The sequence below is a fragment of the Psychrobacter sp. P2G3 genome (assembly GCF_001593285.1).
Lineage (GTDB): Bacteria > Pseudomonadota > Gammaproteobacteria > Pseudomonadales > Moraxellaceae > Psychrobacter.
The window spans coordinates 1889108-1909729 of the sequence record NZ_CP012529.1 but is presented as its reverse complement, the minus strand read 5'-3'; the positions used below and the strand labels follow the sequence as shown (position 1 = coordinate 1909729).

Sequence of the window (20622 nt, the reverse complement as noted above, 5' to 3'; positions counted from 1 at the left end):
ATGAGTAATCATTCACCATTGAGATCATCCGCTATGATAAGAGAACGTAAAGCTAAGCATCATAAAACGACTACACTATGAATCGTAATATATACGATAGAAGGTAAGTCCGCTATCGTCAGTCAGTTAGGTAACTAATTTGACAATCTAGTAGCAGAAAATGACCGTAAAACGTTAACGGCCATTTTTATCAATATACTGGTTGATACTAAGATAATGAATGTTAGGCGTGAAGCTTTACCATTAACATTTATACGCTCTCTATAGTACCTGTAGGCAATACTGAAATAACAGAAGCGCGCTGTACTTTAATGTCGGTATTGTTGTTTAAGCTTACAATAGCGTAGTCGCCTTCAAGGCCTTTGATACGACCCATAAGTCCGCCAGCAAAAATCACTTCGCTACCAACGGTCAAAGCATTTACCATGGCACGATGTTCTTTGGTACGTTTAGACTGTGGACGGATCACTAAAAAGTAAAAAATAGCAAAAAAGGCGACTGGTAATAATATTTGACCAAATGCTTCCATATCTCTCTCAATAAATTATAGATAATAGTAAAATTAAACGCATAGTAACAAAAAATCCCAAGCTTGGTAACTGTTAATCATGGGATGAGTGTATTTTCCTTGGCGCACTGGCATACTAGCAGCCGATATCTATTACGACAATCCTTTTAAAGCATTATCTATAAAAATAAAAGCGGCTGTATATAAGACTATATTACGTAACCAGATATTGAAGTTACATCTGTTTAACACCATGAATAGCCATGCTAATCGCACAACTTTTTATTTATAATGGATTTTTTCTAGACAGGTAGATAGTATGACATTTTATTGTTAAATATAAGCATCGGTGCTAATATCAAATTGTTGATTATGTTTCTTGTTAATGCTGATAGTAGCTGGTTTGTAGCTCTATTACACAGTGCTATTTTTATTAGATGAGAGCTAACCGCTACCAGTCATTATATTTACTAGCAATAAAACTCATTGTATTTTATCCTTTTTCATTCTTTTTTTTGTTTAGGTTACCTAACTTGTTCACCACTTTTTCGTTTATACCTCGTCTATGTCGTCCGCGCGCTTATCGTAAAGAAGCGTCTGCTGAACCTCCCCCGACGACACATGATTACACATGTCCTAGCAATAAGTCCGCATTTGGTTTATCAGCGCTGATAGCTGTACCAATGGTTTTTTTACCTCATTCGGCATTGGCTGTTGAAGCTTCGGCCGTCGCTGATCCAACTGCTGCAAGCATTGCCCTGTTAATACTTTTTGTTGCTATTGCCATTGGTGTGTCATTTGTCTGCTCCTTAGCAGAGTCAGCATTACTCAGTATGACCCCTTCATATATTGCTGATGTTGAAGAAAGCAATCCCAAAAAAGCAAATATGCTAAGACGTCTGAAGATTGATAATATTGATCAATCGCTAGCGGCTATTTTGACGTTGAATACTGTAGCACACACATTAGGTTCGATTGGCGCTGGTGCACAGGCAACGATTGTCTTTGGTAGCGCATGGTTTGGACTGTTTTCTACGATTATGACTTTGGCAATCTTGTTTTTATCTGAGATTATTCCAAAAACATTAGGAACAGTATATTGGCGTCAGTTAAGCGGTATGGTGGCTTACTTTGTACGTGGTATTATTCTTCTTCTATATCCTCTCATTTGGTTCTCAGAGCGTTTGACCAAATTGCTTGTGCGCGGTAAAGAGACTCATGTCTTTAGTCGTCGCGAGTTTGCAGCTCTTGCTAGTATTGGCGAAGAATCAGGTCAAATCGATCCATTAGAATCACGAATCATTCGTAATTTACTCGCGTTTGGCGCGATTAAAGTCGAAGATATCATGACACCGCGTTCGGTGATGCTGGCGTTTGAGCAGAACAAAACAGTCGCCGAAGTACTGGCTGATCGTCCAAAACTGACTTTTTCGCGGTTACCTATTTATGATGGTGATCTAGATAATATTACTGGTTTTGTATTAAAAACAGATATGTTGTTAGCGAAAGTCAATCATGCTATGCATAAGCCGTTAACGCAGTTTCAACGCGAGATTACTTTTGTATTCTCAAAAATGAAGCTATTCGATTTATTAGAATTAATGCTAAAAAACCGTATTCATATTGCAATCACGGTAGGCGAATATGGTGAGGTTAAAGGTCTAGTGACTTTAGAGGATGTCTTCGAGACTTTATTAGGGCTTGAGATTGTCGATGAGATAGATCGTGTTGAAGATATGCAAGCATTAGCACGACAAATGATGGACAGACGAGTAGAGCGTTTGGGCATGAAGCTTAACGATGATGAACAGACGATAGATGATAATACGAAACCTTAAAACTCATTGATAAGCTACTGAAAGTTTTTGAAAAAAGTTATTGGCTATATGTAGTAGGAGAATAGGCAGGTATGCACGCAATAATTACACATGACGTTACATGGGTGTGAGGATTTAATGCTAGGCTAAAACTGCCTCTTAAAAAGCTTAAATTGACTTTGAGTAGTGGATTAACTGTACTGTGTAGCTTGTCATGGCAACCTATTATTTCTTACCAGGTACGACGTCAAATAAGTATAGATAATGACTATGCCGATATATCAAAGTTGATATGTCAAACAGTTCATTCGATTATAAAAATATCAATAGAATAGATCTACTTAACAAAAACTAGATAATAAAAGAGATACCGCTAAGGATCACAATGAAACGATTATGGAATAAAGGGCTATTAGCTCTAGTTATTAAAAGTGCTAGCGTAGCTACGCTAGCGGCTGTAGTTGGTACGGTTGCTATTAATGCCCAAGCAGCAACGATGAGTGAAGGCTTGGTGCAGAACTATGCAGCTGCAATGAAATTAGCTGCTAATAATAAAAGCATCAACCAAGTTGCTACCCTAGTGTCTGATGATGCATTGATTTCATTATCTAGAAAAGGAAAATCTACTAGCCTTGACAAAAATGCTTACTTAAAATTACTGCAAGATAGTTGGAATCAAACTTCAAACTATCGCTATGATATCAGCGTTGATAACATTGTCACTACTGGCTCACAAGCTAAAGCAAACGTTAAGACGGTTGAGAGTTGGGTAAAAGACGGCAAAAACGTTTCGTTTGTGACCACATCAAGAGTTACGCTTACTTTATCTACTGGGAATGCTGTGTTATTACGTGCAGTATCACAGGTAACTATTGATTGAAGTAATCATCTATTAAAATAGCTGTTAATTTATTACAGTAAATAATGGCTAGGTAATTATTCAACTAGCATTCGTTAGCTGAAAAACTGTTTAATAAGCCAGTTATTGTCACTAGTGATTACCGTCACTAGTAAAGTGTAAGCGCTAAAAATATAGCCAAAAATAAGACATCTAACCGTATTATTCTAAATTTTATAGACAATCTTCTACAGAAGTATAGTTTTTGGTTTGCATTGCATACTATACTGTCGATTAACTTTATTTTTATCACTTTTTGTCGTTAGGAAAATTCTATCATCATGTCTACTGTGTCATTAAAATCCCGCTCATTTATTGCTTTACCACTGACGCTTGCGGTGTCGACTTTGCTTATTAGCGCATGTAGTAATACGTCAGCAGTGAAAGGTACAGGCGCTACCAATAGCTCGCCTGTTGTGACTAAGCGTCCAGCTAATCAGTCTGGAGCTGCTCGGCCAACCACAAGTGATGATTACTCGACTGCATTTTTGGATGCAGAGAGCTTAGATGAGTTGGCGGACTTATTAGAAGCTACTGACATGACGATGGTGGAAGATAACAAACTTGCTATTCAACAGTACGGTGATTTATGGAATCGCTTGCGTGCTGGTTATCGTATGAATGGTGGTCAGCCTATCTATAACCAACGGATTGAAGGACAGAAAAGTTGGTTTACCAGCAGACAAGACTATCTAAACCGCTTAACTGCGCGTGCAAGTCGTTATATTTATCATACGGTACGTGAAGCTGAGCGCCGTAATATTCCCACTGAGCTTGCTTTGCTGCCAGTCATCGAAAGCTCCTATGATCCAAGTGGTACAAGTAGTGCAGCAGCAGCAGGCTTGTGGCAGTTTATTCCAAGTACTGGTCGTATCTATGGTCTGAATCAAAGTAGCACCTACGATGGTCGTCGTGATGTCATTGAATCAACACGTGCAGCTTATGACTTCTTGACAGCGTTACATAATCAGTTTGGTAGTTGGGAGTTAGCATTAGCCGCTTACAATGCTGGTCCTGGTCGTGTGCAAAGGGCAATTGATGCCAATGCGGCAAACGGATTACCAACTGACTACTGGTCACTCAGACTGCCTACTGAAACCATGAACTATGTACCGCGTTTTTTGGCTGTTGCCGAAATCGTTGCTAAGCCTGAGCAATATGGTGTTTATTTACCCGCCATTGCCAACCGTCAGCATTTTCGCAGTGTGCCAGTTAACTACGGCGTAAGCTTGGCTGAAGTAGCCCAAGTTACTGGGGTTAGTTATGACGAACTAGAAAGATTGAATACTGCGCTAACGTCAGGACGTATCGATTCATCAGGCCCGCAGCGTATTATTATTCCTAATGATGTTAATACCAACCTTGATGCTAAGCTGATATCGTTGAGAGGGAATGGTACAGGTAATATACTTGCTTCAAGCAGTACGAGTAGCTCAAGCAGTACCACTACGACGCCAAGCTATAATGGCAAGCCGTACACCAGCTCATCATTACCTTCTACTGGTAGCGGTTTGGCTGATTATGCTGCCACTGCTAGCGTGCCACAGCAAACAACCAGTTATATTTCGCCAACGCTGACCTCGACTAGCAGCTCTGGATATAACAGCAACTCATCTATCCGTAATGAACCACCTATTACTAGTAAAGAGACCAGCAAGATTAATGCTGAGCTACAAAGCAGTAATAGCTTGCCAACTACTTCAGCTCAAATTACACAAAATAATACCATTGTTCAAGAGCCGCCTCTTAGTAAAGAAGAGCGTGATTTCATTGCCAATCAGATTCGAACTAAAACGACTGAAACCAATGTAATCAATGCTGACGGTAATATCAATCTATCAGCGGTACAGACTCAGCAGTCTATCTTAGAAGCGAGTGGGGAAGAGAAAAAACTTAGCTTTGCAAAAACGCCAGTGAGTAAGCCAAAACCTCAAGGCACACGTACCACTTATACTGTAAAACGTGGTGATACCTTATCGAATATTGCTAGTCGTGCTGGGGTAAGCTGGCGCGATATCACTGAGTGGAATCAAATAGATGCCAAGGCAAAGCTATTGTCTGGTAGCACCCTGTATTTATATAATGCGAAGACTATTGAGCCATTAAGTAGTGCTAATATAACGACTGAAAGCCAGCCAGACAGCTATGTAGTGCAGTCAGGCGATACGCTCATCGGTACGGCTAATCGTTTTGGTTTATCCGTGACACAGCTAGCAAGTTACAATAATTTAAGTAGCCGTTCTGACTTAATGAGAGGGCAGAAGCTATGGTTGATACCCGGTAAAGTAACAGCGCCGACTAGCACACCTGCTGCGCCGTCTTCTAAGCCTAGTAAATCTACCACTGCAACTAAGAACTATAAAGTTAAATCTGGTGATGGTTTGATTGCCTTAGCACGTCAATTTAATATCTCAACTGATGTTCTAGCTAGCCTCAATGGGATACGCACGACAGACTCGTTATACGTGGGTCAGACGTTGAAAATACCTGCCAGTGTTGACTTTACTTCTGCTAGCAACAACTCTAGTAGCACAAGTACAAATAGTAGTGCTAGCAGCTCAACCCCTACTAGTCGCTATACCGTAAAGTCAGGTGAGACGTTAATTGGGATTGCTAATAGCATCGGCGTAAGTGCAGAAGAAGTTGCAGCAGTTAATAGTAACTTTGATGCTAGAGCTCGCTTGCAACGCGGTCAGACGATTAAAGTACCAGTATCTAAGGCAGAAGTGAATCGTCAGTTAAATGATCAGCCAATAAGCTACAAAGTACAATCTGGAGATAGTTTAACGGGCGTTGCCAGCCGCTACAATATCGGTGTCAGTGACTTGGCCTCAGCGAATGGTCTGAGTACGACTTCAAACTTGATACTTGGTCGCACTATTACTATTCCTGCTAGTGGCGGTAGTGTCAGTACCTCTAGTAACAGTAGTAGTGCCGCTTCTAGCAGCAGTAGCACCAGTACTGGCAAAAAACTTGGTAACACTGAGAATTACAAAGTACAGTCAGGTGATGGTTTGATCGCTCTAGCGCGCCGTTCTGGTATTTCAGTAGAAGACTTAGCGGCAACTAATAACCTAGCGACTAATGCTCAGTTACAGCGTGGACAGACAATCAAATTGCCTAAGGCGACAGTTAGATATACGGTTGGCTCTGGCGATAGTCTAATTGGGCTGGCACGTAAATATGGAGTCTCAACTCAAGAGCTTGCTGATATGAATAAAATCTCGGCAGATACTATGTTACAACGTGGTCAGCGTTTGACAGTACCTAATCGTTGATTTTAAATAGTACTTACTAAATAGTAAGTACTATTGGCAAAATGTTAACCAAAAAAAGCTGCTCTTATTATTAAGAGCAGCTTTTTTTATGTTTACGCCTTTTATCAACTCAGAGGTTAGGCCTAGACCATACGAGTTTTAATGGTTTCAAGATAACTTCTGATATTACTTACGTAGTGCATCGCTTGACCATATCGGCTATTTGAGGCTCTATTTTCTGATAGATAGGTATAGACGTTCGCCCAGTTTTTATCATCAATACCTGCGTCACTAAGTTTGCGCTGAATACCTTTAATAGCATTAGGACCCATATTGTAAGCAGCGAGTGCAAACCAAATCCGATCGGTCTTTGGCACATCAGCAAAGTCAGTTTTCATCTGCTCTAGATAACGAGCGCCACCGCCGATGCTTTGATAAGGGTCTACACGATCTGAGACCCCCATGGCTTTTGCAGTATTGTTGGTTAACATCATCAAACCACGTACACCTGTTGGCGATACTGCATTGGCATCAAGATGCGACTCTTGATAACCCATTGCCACCAGCAACTCCCAGTCATGATTGTAGTTGCGCGCTTGCTCTTTAAAAGAAGACTGATAGTCAGGCAGCTTTTCTGTCAGAGTCTTTTTAAAATGGTTTTGACTGTACGCATCTTTTAGCAAGTTCTGATTATAGAATGCTGCAAGCTTTTGCGTATTTTCGAGCTTGATGCTATCACATAAAAAGTAACTGGCCTTTTGTGACAATGGATCATCAGCTTGGTTGAACGTCCAGCTGACTTTTGGATGCAAGCCATTTTTAGTCAGGCTAGTATCATAACCGCAGCTGACATTGACCGACGATAGATTAAGCTGACTTTTTAGCTGCGTGCTAGCCGTGGTTAATGCCATATCAGCATTACCTGATTTTAGCGCTCGCAATGCTGCTTCTTCGCTCGCATAAGCCTTTAGATCAACCTTCACTCCCAGCTCATCAGCGTAGCTACGTACCAGATCATAACCAAAGCCATGTTGGAAACCATCGGTCGCAAAATAGGTGCTATCTCCAGGGACAGCTGCGATAGTTAGCGTCTCCTCCAGCATGACGTGATCATACGCTGGCACTTTTGGGTCCATCATTGTTAGACTCTCAGCGGGCAAAGAGAGTAGGGCAATACTCGATACTTGTGCCATTTTTTTCGTCTTGGCAAAACGGTTTGACTTAGTAGGGGTAACGGATGAAACGATGTTACTTTTGGTGCTAAGTGTGCGCTTAGGACGCAGTAAATAAGAAATACGGCGTTTAGCACCTTGCGCAGATACTTTGACACGATAAGTAATACGCTGCATGGATGTCTCCTGATTTTAGCCATCCTACTTACCGTAAAGCTGCAATTATCGTCATGACTATCCAAACAGCTATTCTAAATAACTAAACAGCAGATAGACGATAAGATTGCATCTTAAATGATGATAGGCTCTTTAATAGCACAAGCACTACCGCATCTTGTATCAATATAGATATTATTATCATAAAGGCTTTCCATATAAGGTTTAATAATAAACCCATAAAAAGCCTTATAAACCGTATGCTTAAGCTATAGACGTAACATAAACTAAGCAGCATAAATAAAGGTAACAAGTAATGACTGTTATGTCACCTTTACCGATAACGGACTAAAATATGACTAAAATACTATATTGAACATAGGTAAGGTCATGAATAAGTTATTGAGACAAATGCATAAGTAATAATATTGTTGTAAAAGTAAGCGGCTATATTGATCTTAACCAAAATTAATTCTACTGTACTATCACTAGCAGATTCAGCAGCCTATGAATAACTGATAAGGCAGCATATTGCTAATACACTAATGTCCAGCAATGTTGATCATTAACCATATGAGTTTTGTCGTATCAAATGTTTTTAGCGCAAATGACACGTCATTTCTTAAAGTTAATGTACACAATCATTGCAACGTTAAGCTGAGAGAATACTAATTATCCGTAATCTGTCATAGATATACGGATAATCGCTCATTAGCTCAACGTTATAACCGGAGGCCATAGTAAATGGGAAGTTTCATGACAAAACGTTCTTTCGCAAGTTAACTTTATGCGGTTTATAACACCATTATTCAAGTAAAGTTAATAAAAGAGTGATAAAACTTAACAATTAAGGAATAGACGGTCAAAAATAGCCATTATATTCGTATAAGTGAATAAAGTCTATTTTCTCAAAGGTTAAAGGGCATGAGCTGGTTAAAGATTATGAGCTCGTCAATATCTCGCACTGATAAAAGCTGGTTATCTAGAATGCTGGTCATGTAGAGCTATGCGGGATTGTCGATGTCTATAAATGTGACTGGCAGTCCAAAATGCTCAGTAACCAGTTTACCTAACGCCTGAATGCCGCCTCGTTCTGTCGCATGATGACCACAGGCAAAATAGTCAATCCCAAGCTCTCTAGCACTATGAGTAGTGCGCTCAGATATTTCACCAGAGATATAGGCATCACAGCCCATCGCTGCCGCTTGCTCAATCATATCTTGTGCACCGCCTGTGCAGAGACCCACACGTTCAATCAGTTTTGGTGCTGTAACATTGGTTTGATCTGATTGGTCATTCGCAGAATAGTGATAGTTACCTGAAATATGTAGAGGCACGCGTCCCAATGCTTGAGTAATCGTTTGGATTAATGTTTCAGTACTTTGCGGAGTACAAATGGCGATATTGCCGACAGGGTGCGATTCATGAGGATAAAGCGCTTCGGTAATGGTTAATCCTAGCATCTCAGCGAGCTTGGCATTATTACCAATGGTAGGGTGCGCATCAAGAGGTAGGTGATAGCCAATCATAGAGATACCGTGTTGCATCAATTTACGAATGCGTCGACCTTTCATGCCAGTGATCGGCTCAGGTTCACCTTTCCAAAAGTAGCCATGATGTACCATGATGGCATCAGCTTTTGCCTCAATTGCAGCATCGATTAAGGCTTCACAGGCAGTAACGCCTGTAACAATGCGTCTGATAGGCTGTCCGCCATCTACTTGCAACCCATTAGGTGCATAGTCTTTAAAGGCACTCGCAGATAGATAGTCATCGCAAAATTGGGTCAAGGCTTGTGCGGTAATTGCTGTATTTGATGGTTCAGTTGAAATAGCTTTCGCGGTCATTGTGTGTCCTTATCATTTCAATTGATATAATGATTTCAGTTAGTCAAGCGAGCATCATTGATAAACAGGTTTTTATGGCAATCATTCTAGCATGATGTTGTAAATGAGGAGATAAACCCCATAACTGAAATGGTACACGATACGTTACTATTTTATGGTGTTGCCAGTTATAATTTACCTACGTGAGCCTGTCTAATAGATAGTGTCTGACTTATTAATAGCTGATTTACAGCAGCTTATCAACCGATTAATAACCGGTTAACAGCACCTACTTAATAACAATTTAATCGCAATCGTCTCACCACATTTATCACTGTCTGTCCGTATCAAATTTATAGAGGTTTATATATGTCGTCATCCCCAAACACCAACAATAAGGCAACTCTGTGGAAGTGGTTGCCTTGGATATTACTGCTGATAATAATCGCAGCGTTTATCTGGTTGTTTATGAGTATGAAGGCACCATCTGAGACAACGTGGGAGCCACCAAGGACGACGGCTGCTGAGCAGGAAGCGTTAGCACCTACTTCTGATAAGCCAGCACCCATCGCTTCTTATCACAATGCGGTGGCGCGAGCCTCGCAGTCAGTGGTAAATATCTATACTACCCAAACGATGGCTGAGCATCCTTATATGGATGATCCAGTCTTACGCCGCTTCTTTGAGTTCCATGGCGGACCGCAAGGTCAAGGGCCGACTAACCTAGGTTCGGGTGTCATCGTGTCAGAGGATGGCTATATCGTCACCAATGCTCATGTCATTGAAAAAGCGGATGAGATTACCGTTGCCTTCAATGACGGCCGTAAAAGCCGCGCCAAAGTTATTGGTACTGACCCAGATAGTGATCTAGCAGTTATCAAGGTTGATATGACCGGACTGACGCCATTAGGTTTTCGTGAAGCGCCTAGTCGTGTTGGTGACTTAGCTTTAGCGATTGGTAATCCATTTGGGGTCGGTCAAACGGTCACTCAAGGGATTATTTCAGCGACTGGTCGTACTGGTCTTGGCGTTAATAAGTTTGAAGATTTTATTCAGACGGATGCGGCTATTAATCCGGGTAACTCAGGTGGCGCGCTCGTCGATGCCCGTGGTGAGCTAGTCGGTATCAACACCGTTATCTTCTCTCGCTCTGGCGGTTCGATGGGTATTGGTTTTGCCATTCCAACCGCTATCGTTGAGCAGGTTATGAATGCGCTCATTAAAGACGGTAGAGTTAGTCGCGGCTGGCTAGGTATCGAAATCCAATCGCAACTACGTGACCCAACGCGCCTTGAAACTTCAACAGGGGTAGAAGTCCTGAATGTCGTCGCTCAAGGCCCTGCTGCCAAAAGTGGTTTAAAAGTCGGTGATGTGATCTTGACGATTGATGGTATCGAGATGACTGATGCAAACAAGCTTATTCAATACGTAGCACGTAAAGCACCAACGACTGAGCTAAATGCACAAGTATTGCGCAATGGTCAAAACAAGCAGGTTAAGATATTGCTTGAAGAACGTCCTGCCCAAGAAGTCGTGGAGGTTGAAGAGCCAAGAATCTTGCATGATGACAGGTTGAATGGTCAAGGTAGTCCAGATAGTCAAGGCGAGCAGCAATATTACGATGATCCAAATGCGCCTATGATGTCGGAAGAAGAGCGTAATCGTATGCGTGAAGAGCTATTAAAGTTGTTTGAACAAGATGCTGCTGCCCAATAGTCAAGACAGATATATATAGCAAGCAGTCATGTATAAAAAAGCGCGCTATCTTATTTAGATAGCGCGCTTTTTATTGATTTTAACTTTTAATAAATGAGATTTTATTTCACAATAGGTTCATGGTTGATATAAATCACGCCTTGCACACGGCAACAGCAAGGCAATATCTCATCATCCTCAATCATGGCTAATGGTTCAAATGGATAGTCCACCAAGTGTGAGCTGGCAATGCGCTTTACTCGGCAGCTACCACAATAGCCCTCGCGGCATTGATAGTTGACATCGTGTCCTGTACGTAGCAGCCCATCGAGCAGACTTTCATCATCATGCAGATAAAACTGTTTTTTACTGGTCATTACCCAAGTCATAGTTGATCCTATTTTAACTGGTGCTATAGTTCCAGCTTCTTTTGAGTGTTACCTTATTCATTTAGGGCGTGTTCATTTAGAGCGCGTCGAACGCAGCCTAATAAGTCCTTACTAAAACTAAAATGGCTTAAGCTTAAAGGATTAAGATTAAGCCATAACTATTAAGGTTAAGCGTTGCAAAGTTAAACTATTAAAAGTTAGCTTCAAAATATTAGTCTTAGAGCATTAGCCTTTAAAATACCAGCCTTTAAAGCTCAAAGTCATCAAAATCACTATTTGATAGATCCGAGTCAATCTGACCGACCAAGTACGAGCTGATTTCCGTCTCTTGTGGGGCGACTTGGACGTTATCAGACGATAGCCATGTATTAATCCATGGAATCGGATTTGACTTAGAGTTCGGGAATGCTGATGGCAAGCCGACCGCTTCCATACGTAAGTTAGTAATATATTCAATATACTGGCAAAGTATGTCTTTATTCAGACCAATCATCGAGCCATCTTTAAACAGATAGCTGGCCCATTCTTTTTCTTGCTCTGCCGCTTTAACGAAGATCTCAATACTTGCCTCATAGCACTCATGGGCAATCTCTACCATCTCTGGATCGTCCTTGCCGTTACGCATAAGGTTAAGCATATGCTGCGTACCAGTCAAATGCAGCGCCTCATCACGGGCAATAAGCTTAATAATCTTGGCATTACCTTCCATCAATTTACGCTCAGCAAACGCAAACGAGCACGCGAACGACACATAAAAGCGAATAGCTTCTAAAACGTTGACCGCCATAATGCATAGATACATCTGCTTTTTAAGCGACTTTAAATCGACGGTGATTTCTTTACCGTTGATATTGTGGATACCCGGACCATACAAGCTATAGAGCTGCGAATTGCGGTACAAGTCGTCATAGTATTTGGCGATGTCAGAGGCACGCTCTAAAATGTGCTCATTTTGCATAATGTCGTCAAAGATAATGCTTGGATCGTTGACGATGTTACGAATGATATGAGTATAGCTGCGTGAATGAATGGTTTCTGAAAACGACCATGTCTCAATCCAAGTCTCTAGCTCTGGAATCGATACCAACGGCAATAGCACCACGTTTGGGCTACGACCTTGGATAGAGTCGAGTAGGGTCTGGTACTTGAGGTTACTCAAAAATATATGCTGCTCATGCGAGGACAGATTGCCAAAGTCCATGCGGTCTTTTGACACATCAACTTCTTCTGGACGCCAAAAGAACGATAGCTGCTTTTCGATCAGCTGCTCAAAGATAGGATGCTTTTGTTGGTCGTAGCGGGCAATATTGACCGGCTGACCAAAGAACATCGGCTCTTTCATAGCATTGTTTGGCGTTTGGGAAAAAATCGAGTAAGTCATGGGACTGCCTTTATAATTGATACGGTTATTAATTTATATGGGTTTGACTGGCTTTGATTTGATGTTATTACACGTTTTCGGATTATAGCTTTTTAGCTTAGAGGTTCTCTAGTGATATCTGTGACGACTCTTGTCCGTCGTTCATATAGGCTTTAAAAATTTCGCTCAGTTCACTATCATCGAGTGCTTCTAGTTCATCAAGTGCGCTTTTGCGTAGGGTACTCACATCCATATCTTCCGCTGCTATTTTTGTGTCCTTTTTAGCCGTTCTCGATACTGGCTTTTTAGCTGCTTTTGCCACGCTTTTTTTGGTGATGGCTGTCTTTGATGCTTCATCCACACCTAACTGCTGACGCACCTCTGCAATATCAACCTCGACTTGTACGATATGCGAGCCACCATCGTTTAGGTCTGAAAATACATTTGGGATAAACAAACCACCGTCTTTGATGATTGCGGTATATTGCACATGACCTCCGTCGTTTTTATAAATTATGGTTGGCGTGACACAAGGCTTTCATATACCTTATTGTTTTCTCTTTTGCCTACGGCTAGCACATAAACCACCACTACATCATCTTTTACGGTATAAACCAGACGATAGCCTATGGTGCGTAGTTTGATTTTATAGGCGTCTGTATGTCCCGAGAGTTTTGAAGCAGGAACACGAGGGTTTAATAAGCGCTGCTGTAATTTTTTCTTAAACTGCTGCTGAATACTGGGCGCTAACTTTTTCCATTCTTTTAATGCTAAAGGATGAAACTCAAGATTATAAGTCATCCAACGTTACCTTTACAGGTACTTGCCCGTCATTCATTCGTGCGCTAACGGTTTGGCTTAATGCCATATCGTCCATCGCTTCCATCATGCGCTCATACATATCTGTTGAAACTAAATAAGCCACAGGTTTGTTATGATTTAAAATAGCAATGGATTCACCATCCGACTGTTTAATTAGTGCCGAAGGGTTGGCCTTTAGTTCTGAGATGCTAGCTGTCTGTGTCGCAAATATCGGTTGCATGATTCATTCTCCACTAATATTAAGCTCTAAATATAGGGCCAATTTTAGCACGAAAATTAAGTCTTATTTGTTATTGTATTAAATTTAACTATTTAAGTAGCCAATCCCGCCTACCGCTTGTATCTGCCTAGCCGCTGACGTGCAGTCTATTATGTCTGGCAGTGTTCCAACGTTCGAGCGACCACTCCCAGCCACAGTCTTGAGGAGGGAAAAAGCAAAGCACTGCTTTGCCCCAACGCAAGAGAAAATCTGTGATTTTCTGAGAGCCATCGTCGTTGGCAGGATACCGCTATAGTCGCGGCTAAACGACCTTGTTAGGGCTTAGCTTGCCTTTCTTATAAATATTGCTATTCATGCTTATTTTGTAGGGTGCTTTTTAAGCACCGTTAAACTCAATTTTCAAATTATTGGTGCGTGGAACGCACCCTACATCACGAGCCAAAATTAACTTTAAAGTTGAATATATTTTTGCGTAGGCTGGGTTTTTAACCCAGCATCTTACTCTTGCAAAGTTACAATGCTGGGTTAAAAACCCAGCCTACAACAACCGCTACGATCTAAAGGTAAGTTGGTGTCGAGGGACGAGACCTGAGAGCCGTAAAAATGAAGCATTGCTTCATTAGGCTCGCAAGGAAAATCCTTTAAATAGGATTTTCTATTATCAATTAAAATCTTTGGGTGTCGCAAGCTCCACCCAACCTACGCTTGCTTGATCCTCATAGAGGATTGAGACAATAAGTAGCTTACCAATTTATTTTTTTAATCATCCGGTGGGTTACGCTTATGCTAATCCACCCTACGCTTGTTTTAGTTACAAGAGCTATATCATATTATTGATATGAAAAATTTTCTTACTGTAAGGATAAACTGATTCTTTTTCTTTGAAATTCACATAAATTATAGGATCTTTGACTGTCGAAGTTTCTGAGAAGTCCATATTAAATATCTCGATACAATCTGGGTAAGATCTCATTAGCGTAGCTACCTTATATAGATAAGGAATAAATACCCTGTGATCTTCTCTTATATAAGCTTCATCTGGAACTATATCTCCGAAATCTATTTTCTCATGATTAATTAAATTTACTTCTCCATCATATGGATTAACAACATCTTGTGTATGTAAACCATAGCTTTTACCATCGTTTACTATTTGTTTGAACTTAATATCTCTATTACGTAGTAGCTTCATAAGCTCATTTTTGCTTTCATCAGGTGTTTTTAACCCAAAAATTATGCCGCAAACAGCATCAGAACGATAATGATTTTTGCCCTGATTATCACAAACGATTCTAAATTCTTGTTCTTTATCCCAGTCAAAATGTTTAGTGCCAATCATTTTTTGTAATAGAGTATCGCTGTTAATATCTTCAACTCCGATATCAGGGGGAGTATCTGAGTACACCACATCAAAACATTGATAAAGACCATTATTTTTACTAATTAAATCTTCTAAGTAATATTCAATACAAATTCCTGTATGGTTTTTTGCATAGCTAGCCCATAAAGAAGAGATATTGTAAGATTTGCTGAGCGAAAAAATACCTAAGGCTTTAACCATCTCTTGAACATTATCGAAACTATTATTAAGAGCGCTTCTACTTTCACTTATATTTAACAGAGCAGTAAAAGACATGATCTTGTCATAAGATTCAGTAGAATAGTAGCATTCACATGGGTCGTTCAATGTTTCTTTTGAAGGTGCCCAAAAATAGTTTTCTTTCAAAGATTCACGTGTAAACTCATTCAACTCTCTATATTTGTATAAATTCAAAAGTTACCTCGCTTTATTAGATGATAAGGTCACTACGAGTCTTAGAAATAGAGATGCAGATTAAACTAGGGTTTCATCTGCATCATTTATTTCGAGCTTGAATCTAAATCTTACAAGCCCCACCAGCACAATCATCTTCCATATCTGCTTGCGCATCGTTCGCACCATCACGAGTATTATGGTAGTACAACGTCTTCACACCCATCTTATATGCGTTTAGCAAGTCTTTTAGCAATATCTTCATTGGTACACGGCCACCTTCATAACGAACTGGATCGTAGTTGGTATTGGCAGAGATACTTTGATCAACGAACTTCTGCATAACAGCGACCAGCTTTAGGTAACCGTCATTGTTTGGCATTTGCCATAGCAGCTCGTACTGATGTCTAAGCGTACCGATATCAGGAACGACTTGCTTTAAGATGCCATCTTTTGATGCTTTGATAGAGACTAGACCGCGTGGTGGCTCGATACCATTAGTAGCGTTGGCAATCTGACTAGAAGTCTCAGAAGGCATCAAGGCGGTTAGGGTAGAGTTGCGCAGACCGTGAGTGGTAATTTCAGTGCGTAGCGTTTCCCAATCGAGATGTAGCGGCTCTTGGCAGATTTTATCCAAGTCTTTTTTATAGGTATCAATCGGCAAGATACCTTGCGAGTAAGTCGTTTCATTAAAGGCAGGGCACGCGCCTTGCTCTTTTGCCAATTTGTTTGACGCTTTTAAGAGATAAAACTGTAGCGCTTCAAACGTTTGATGGGTCAGGCCTAAGGCGCTGTCGTCTGAATAGCGTACGCCATTTTTGGCAAGGTAATAAGCATAGTTAATCACGCCAACACCCAATGTACGACGACGCATACTGCCGTTTTGCGCAGCTTTTACCGGATAGTCTTGATAATCGAGTAGGGCATCAAGCGCACGCACGATGAGCTCGGCCGGTTCTTCGATATCGCTGACGTTTTCAACTTTACCCAAATTAACTGCTGATAGCGTACAAAGGGCGATTTCGCCTTCTTCGTCATTGATGTTATCAAGTGGCTTAGTCGGTAGCGCAATTTCCATACATAGGTTTGACTGACGAATCGGCGCGACCGTCGGGTCAAATGGGCTATGAGTGTTGCAATGATCGACGTTTTGGATATAGATACGACCAGTGCTGGCGCGCTCTTGCATCATCAGGCTAAACAAGTCTGCCGCTGGGATTTGACGGCTACGAATGCTTGGGTTATTCTCGTACTTGGTGTATAGCTCTTCGAACTTGTCTTGATCTTCAAAGAACGCATCATACAAGCCAGGGGTATCACCTGGTGAGAATAGCGAGATGTCTTGCCCTTTGATTAGGCGGGTATACATGGTTTTGTTTAGCTGTACGCCGTAATCCATATGACGGACACGGTTGTCTTCAACGCCGCGGTTGTTTTTGAGTACCAATAACGACTCAACTTCTAGATGCCATATTGGGTAAAATAATGTCGCAGCACCGCCACGCACGCCACCTTGTGAGCAGCATTTCACCGCAGTTTGGAACAATTTGTAGAATGGGATACAACCCGTATGCTGCGCTTCGCCGCCACGGATAGGGCTACCAAGGGCACGAATACGACCAGCGTTGATGCCGATACCAGCACGCTGTGAGACATAACGTACGATGGCGCTGGTGGTAGCATTAATAGAATCTAGGCTATCACCACATTCGATCAAGACGCACGAGCTAAACTGACGCGATGGCGTACGCACACCAGACATGATTGGCGTTGGCAGAGAGATTTTGAATTGTGAAGTCGCATCATAGAAGCGTTTAACGTAGTCGAGACGCTCTGATTTATCATAACGGCTAAACAGACACATGCCGACGAGCATATATAAGAACTGCGGGCTCTCATAGACCGTCTTGGTGACGCGATCTTGCACGAGGTATTTGCCAGCCATCTGCTCAACCGCAGCATAAGCCAAGTTCATATCGCGCCAGTGATCCATATACTCTTCTAACTCATCAAACTCAGCACGGCTATAATCAGCTAGGATATGCTCGTCATATTTGCCGGCATTGGTCAGGGTGGTTACATGATCAAATAGGTGCGGCGGGGTAAATCTGTTGTAAGCGATTTTGCGTAGGTGGAAGATAGCCAAACGCGCGGCTAAATATTGATAGTCAGGGGTATCTTCAGAGATTAGGTCAGCAGCAGATTTGATGATGGTCTCGTGAATGTCACGAGTTTTGATACCTTCATAAAACTGAATGTGCGACTTTAGCTCAACTTGTGATACAGACACATTATCTAAATCATGAGCTGCCCACGCGATAACCTTATGAATTTTATCTAAATCAATAGGCTCTAAACGTCCGTCGCGTTTGGTCACTTGAATCTTATCGATATGTGTCATGTTACCCTCTATTATTGATTGCTGATATTTACCCTGCGTAGATTAAATCTAGCAAAGTTTTTTATTACGCTATAACAAGGTGTTACGATCGCTGAAGTTTTTTTAGACAAAAGCATACCGCTGCTCATAGTGATGAATAAAACCACTGAGCACTAGATATAGCGTGTTTGTTAGTAAGTAGGCACAATATAGCGGGAAAATTTTGAAAATGCTATATTGATTTTAGAGTGAAACTATGTTGCTGTGAGGTTGTAGCGTGTCCAAAATTTAGCAAAGGACGATGGGATAAGGGTTAGACGCGATTGACTCAAATAATAAAATTTTTTGTAAAAAAGTAGTTGTCATTTTATTTTTATTACTCGACAAACTAACTACTAATAATAGCCGTAATCACGATAATAATAGCGGTGGTGATTGTACCTGAGACTACAAAAAATCGCCACCCATATGAGTGACGATTGCGGTATTGAAACGTTAAATTTGTTTTTTAACTTTAGCGTACGAGTTTATACCACCATGCGTACGGTTTTTGCTTCATCAAGTGAGGCATATAAGATGTTCACTTGCTCAACGGTAGTTAAATATAAATTGACCCGTACCGAATGAAAACGACCTGTTTTTGAAGGTTTTACTTCCATAGATGCCAAATCGAACTCTGGGAACTGGCTACCAAGGATAAGCTTGACTTCATTGAGTAAGGTCTCATGCTCGCCTTCATGACCGATGATGCTCATTGGGTAGTCCATCGGGAACTCCCAAAGCTCAGGGTTTTGCACGTCAGTTTTTTTGCCTTTTAAGATACCGTCGTTGGCGACTAGCTCAGTGACTTTGACATCTTTTTTGGGCGCTTGGTTTTGATTACTGGTGTCTTTTGGGTCATCAGTCATGATGGTATCCTTATTTTTTATGAAAATATTGGTTTTAATATTGGTTTCCGCAAAATCAAAAAAGCTGAGACTCGCTCAGTTCTTTGGTTGATGTAATTTTTGGATTAGTACATTTGTTATGTGCGGTAGCTGTATTCACTATTTATAGTGGCATTTGGATATTATTCAAGTGCTGGGAGGGCTAGGGTAATACATTATTAATGTAGCAGAAGTGTTGGCGTTTACGCGCGCGCTGTTCTATCAATTTTTTTGAGGAGATAGGAATAGTCAAACAGGTAGTCAATGATTTGTCGCTATTTTTTACAATGTTGAGCAGTTGGACTACTTTTAATGGATGCGATTAATAAACATTTATTTAAGAGCTTTTAATCAATTATTACCTATACTATGATGCCAATGTATAGTTTGCAACTCTGTACTCGAAACACAGCCTATAATTAATACTGCGCTTACAGACCATCTCGCTAGGAAGCTAACATGATTGTCCGGCAAACACCCAATGCCCTCAAGATATTCTTTACCCTTCGCGGCTCAATCATCCCGAAGATCTATCCGCAGATTTTGCTAGTCACCTTGCTTAGTACACTCATAACGATTGTTCAGCACGAGTTTCCTTTGTCATTCCCATCTTATAGTACGGCTCCTTTTACCTTGCTTGGGGTCGCCTTATCGCTGTTTCTTGGCTTCCGTAACAATGCAAGCTATCAGCGTTGGTGGGAAGCTCGCGGTTTATGGGGTCAGCTAGTTTATGATGCCCGCAGCCTAACTCGCCAGCTGCTTTCTTTTATAGATGAAGATGATGAGACTGGGCGAGACACCCAGCGTTCAATGATTCACCTGACTATTGCTTTTACTCATGCTGTACGCCACCGGCTTCGTGGTACTTCGCCTTGGGAGGATGTCGAGCGTTTTGTCGAACCAATACATCATGCGAGCATGCGCCAGACGCAGAACTTGCCCGATTATCTGATGCGCCTGATGGGGAAAAAACTCGGAGACAGTCGGCGTCAGTGCTTATCATCGGAGCAGATGATACAAAACATGGACGAGCGTCTTACTTCTATGACGATTGTCTTGGCCGCCTGTGAGCGTATTCATAACACGCCGCTGCCATTTGCTTATATGCTCTTAGTGCATCGTACTACCTACCTGTATTGCTTTATGTTGCCTTTTGGCTTGGTATCCTCACTAGGCTGGGCGACCCCTTTAATTTGTGCGGTAATTGCCTATACTTTTTTCGGTCTAGATGTCCTTAGTGAAGAGTTGGAAGAGCCTTTTGGCTTGGCTGCCAATCAATTGCCACTGACTGCTTTGTCACGCACTATCGAAATCAACTTACTAGAAGCACTGGGAGAGACCGATCTTCCGCCTGATATCGCTCCCAAAAACGGTTATCTAGAATAGATAGGTATTCGACATTTTAAATACTGTGCTGTCAAAAGCTTATTACAATAGTTAAGT

General features: G+C 41.3%; 16 protein-coding genes. 5 read left to right on the top strand and 11 right to left on the bottom strand.

What is annotated here, in order from left to right; genetic code table 11:
- Nucleotides 1–250: 250 nt before the first annotated feature.
- On the bottom strand, nucleotides 251–529 hold the full coding sequence (gene yajC / locus AK823_RS07785; RefSeq protein WP_068036063.1) for a preprotein translocase subunit YajC: 279 nt from the start codon (nucleotides 527–529) through the stop codon (nucleotides 251–253).
- A gap of 512 nt (nucleotides 530–1041) precedes the next feature.
- On the opposite strand from yajC, the gene AK823_RS07780 reads away from it, so the two are divergent.
- The 3 genes from AK823_RS07780 (at nucleotide 1042) to AK823_RS07770 (ending at nucleotide 6501) form a co-directional block, all read left to right on the top strand.
- Nucleotides 1042–2346, top strand: a complete 1305-nt coding sequence (locus AK823_RS07780) for a hemolysin family protein (RefSeq protein WP_228138830.1) — start codon at nucleotides 1042–1044, stop codon at nucleotides 2344–2346.
- A gap of 364 nt (nucleotides 2347–2710) precedes the next feature.
- Entirely contained in the window at nucleotides 2711–3205 is a 495-nt protein-coding gene (locus AK823_RS07775) for a hypothetical protein (protein ID WP_068328008.1), read from the top strand.
- A gap of 299 nt (nucleotides 3206–3504) precedes the next feature.
- Nucleotides 3505–6501 carry a LysM peptidoglycan-binding domain-containing protein gene (locus tag AK823_RS07770; RefSeq protein WP_068328005.1) on the top strand — a complete coding sequence of 999 codons (2997 nt, stop codon included), beginning with the start codon at nucleotides 3505–3507 and terminating at the stop codon, nucleotides 6499–6501.
- Nucleotides 6502–6623: 122 nt separating this feature from the next.
- On the opposite strand, the gene AK823_RS07765 is transcribed toward AK823_RS07770, so the two are convergent.
- Together AK823_RS07765 and AK823_RS07760 are read right to left on the bottom strand one after the other, a co-directional pair.
- The gene (locus tag AK823_RS07765) at nucleotides 6624–7829 is read right to left on the bottom strand and encodes a transglycosylase SLT domain-containing protein (RefSeq protein ID WP_068328004.1); all 1206 of its coding nucleotides are present in this window, start codon (nucleotides 7827–7829) and stop codon (nucleotides 6624–6626) included.
- Between the two features lie 983 nt (nucleotides 7830–8812).
- Nucleotides 8813–9655, bottom strand: coding sequence for a Nif3-like dinuclear metal center hexameric protein (locus AK823_RS07760; RefSeq protein WP_068328003.1), 843 nt, complete (start codon nucleotides 9653–9655; stop codon nucleotides 8813–8815).
- A gap of 348 nt (nucleotides 9656–10003) precedes the next feature.
- Here AK823_RS07760 and AK823_RS07755 point away from each other — a divergent pair, with 348 nt between their 5' ends.
- A complete protein-coding gene (locus AK823_RS07755; protein WP_068328001.1) occupies nucleotides 10004–11350 on the top strand; it encodes a trypsin-like peptidase domain-containing protein in 1347 nt (448 codons plus the stop codon).
- A gap of 101 nt (nucleotides 11351–11451) precedes the next feature.
- On the opposite strand, the gene yfaE is transcribed toward AK823_RS07755, so the two are convergent.
- The 8 genes from yfaE to AK823_RS07715 all read right to left on the bottom strand — a co-directional run bounded on the left by yfaE (nucleotide 11452) and on the right by AK823_RS07715 (nucleotide 19161).
- Nucleotides 11452–11718 carry a class I ribonucleotide reductase maintenance protein YfaE gene (gene yfaE, locus AK823_RS07750; RefSeq protein ID WP_068036052.1) on the bottom strand — a complete coding sequence of 89 codons (267 nt, stop codon included), beginning with the start codon at nucleotides 11716–11718 and terminating at the stop codon, nucleotides 11452–11454.
- Between the two features lie 247 nt (nucleotides 11719–11965).
- Nucleotides 11966–13099 carry a class Ia ribonucleoside-diphosphate reductase subunit beta gene (nrdB, locus tag AK823_RS07745; RefSeq protein WP_068327998.1) on the bottom strand — a complete coding sequence of 378 codons (1134 nt, stop codon included), beginning with the start codon at nucleotides 13097–13099 and terminating at the stop codon, nucleotides 11966–11968.
- A gap of 97 nt (nucleotides 13100–13196) precedes the next feature.
- Nucleotides 13197–13568 carry a hypothetical protein gene (locus tag AK823_RS07740; protein WP_068327995.1) on the bottom strand — a complete coding sequence of 124 codons (372 nt, stop codon included), beginning with the start codon at nucleotides 13566–13568 and terminating at the stop codon, nucleotides 13197–13199.
- A gap of 23 nt (nucleotides 13569–13591) precedes the next feature.
- Nucleotides 13592–13879 (bottom strand): type II toxin-antitoxin system mRNA interferase toxin, RelE/StbE family, encoded by a 288-nt coding sequence (locus AK823_RS07735; RefSeq protein WP_068327992.1) that lies wholly within the window; start codon nucleotides 13877–13879, stop codon nucleotides 13592–13594.
- Entirely contained in the window at nucleotides 13869–14120 is a 252-nt protein-coding gene (locus AK823_RS07730) for a type II toxin-antitoxin system Phd/YefM family antitoxin (protein ID WP_068327990.1), read from the bottom strand. The genes AK823_RS07735 and AK823_RS07730 overlap by 11 nt, the downstream gene beginning before the upstream one ends.
- A gap of 820 nt (nucleotides 14121–14940) precedes the next feature.
- On the bottom strand, nucleotides 14941–15894 hold the full coding sequence (locus AK823_RS07725; RefSeq protein ID WP_149031851.1) for a DUF2971 domain-containing protein: 954 nt from the start codon (nucleotides 15892–15894) through the stop codon (nucleotides 14941–14943).
- Between the two features lie 103 nt (nucleotides 15895–15997).
- The gene (gene nrdA / locus AK823_RS07720) at nucleotides 15998–18274 is read right to left on the bottom strand and encodes a class 1a ribonucleoside-diphosphate reductase subunit alpha (RefSeq protein WP_068327986.1); all 2277 of its coding nucleotides are present in this window, start codon (nucleotides 18272–18274) and stop codon (nucleotides 15998–16000) included.
- Nucleotides 18275–18780: 506 nt separating this feature from the next.
- Nucleotides 18781–19161 (bottom strand): DUF493 domain-containing protein, encoded by a 381-nt coding sequence (locus AK823_RS07715; protein WP_082785672.1) that lies wholly within the window; start codon nucleotides 19159–19161, stop codon nucleotides 18781–18783.
- A 477-nt stretch (nucleotides 19162–19638) separates the two neighbouring features.
- Between AK823_RS07715 and AK823_RS07710 the strand changes: the two genes are divergently transcribed.
- Nucleotides 19639–20565 (top strand): bestrophin family ion channel, encoded by a 927-nt coding sequence (locus tag AK823_RS07710; protein ID WP_068327984.1) that lies wholly within the window; start codon nucleotides 19639–19641, stop codon nucleotides 20563–20565.
- Nucleotides 20566–20622 lie beyond the last annotated feature (57 nt).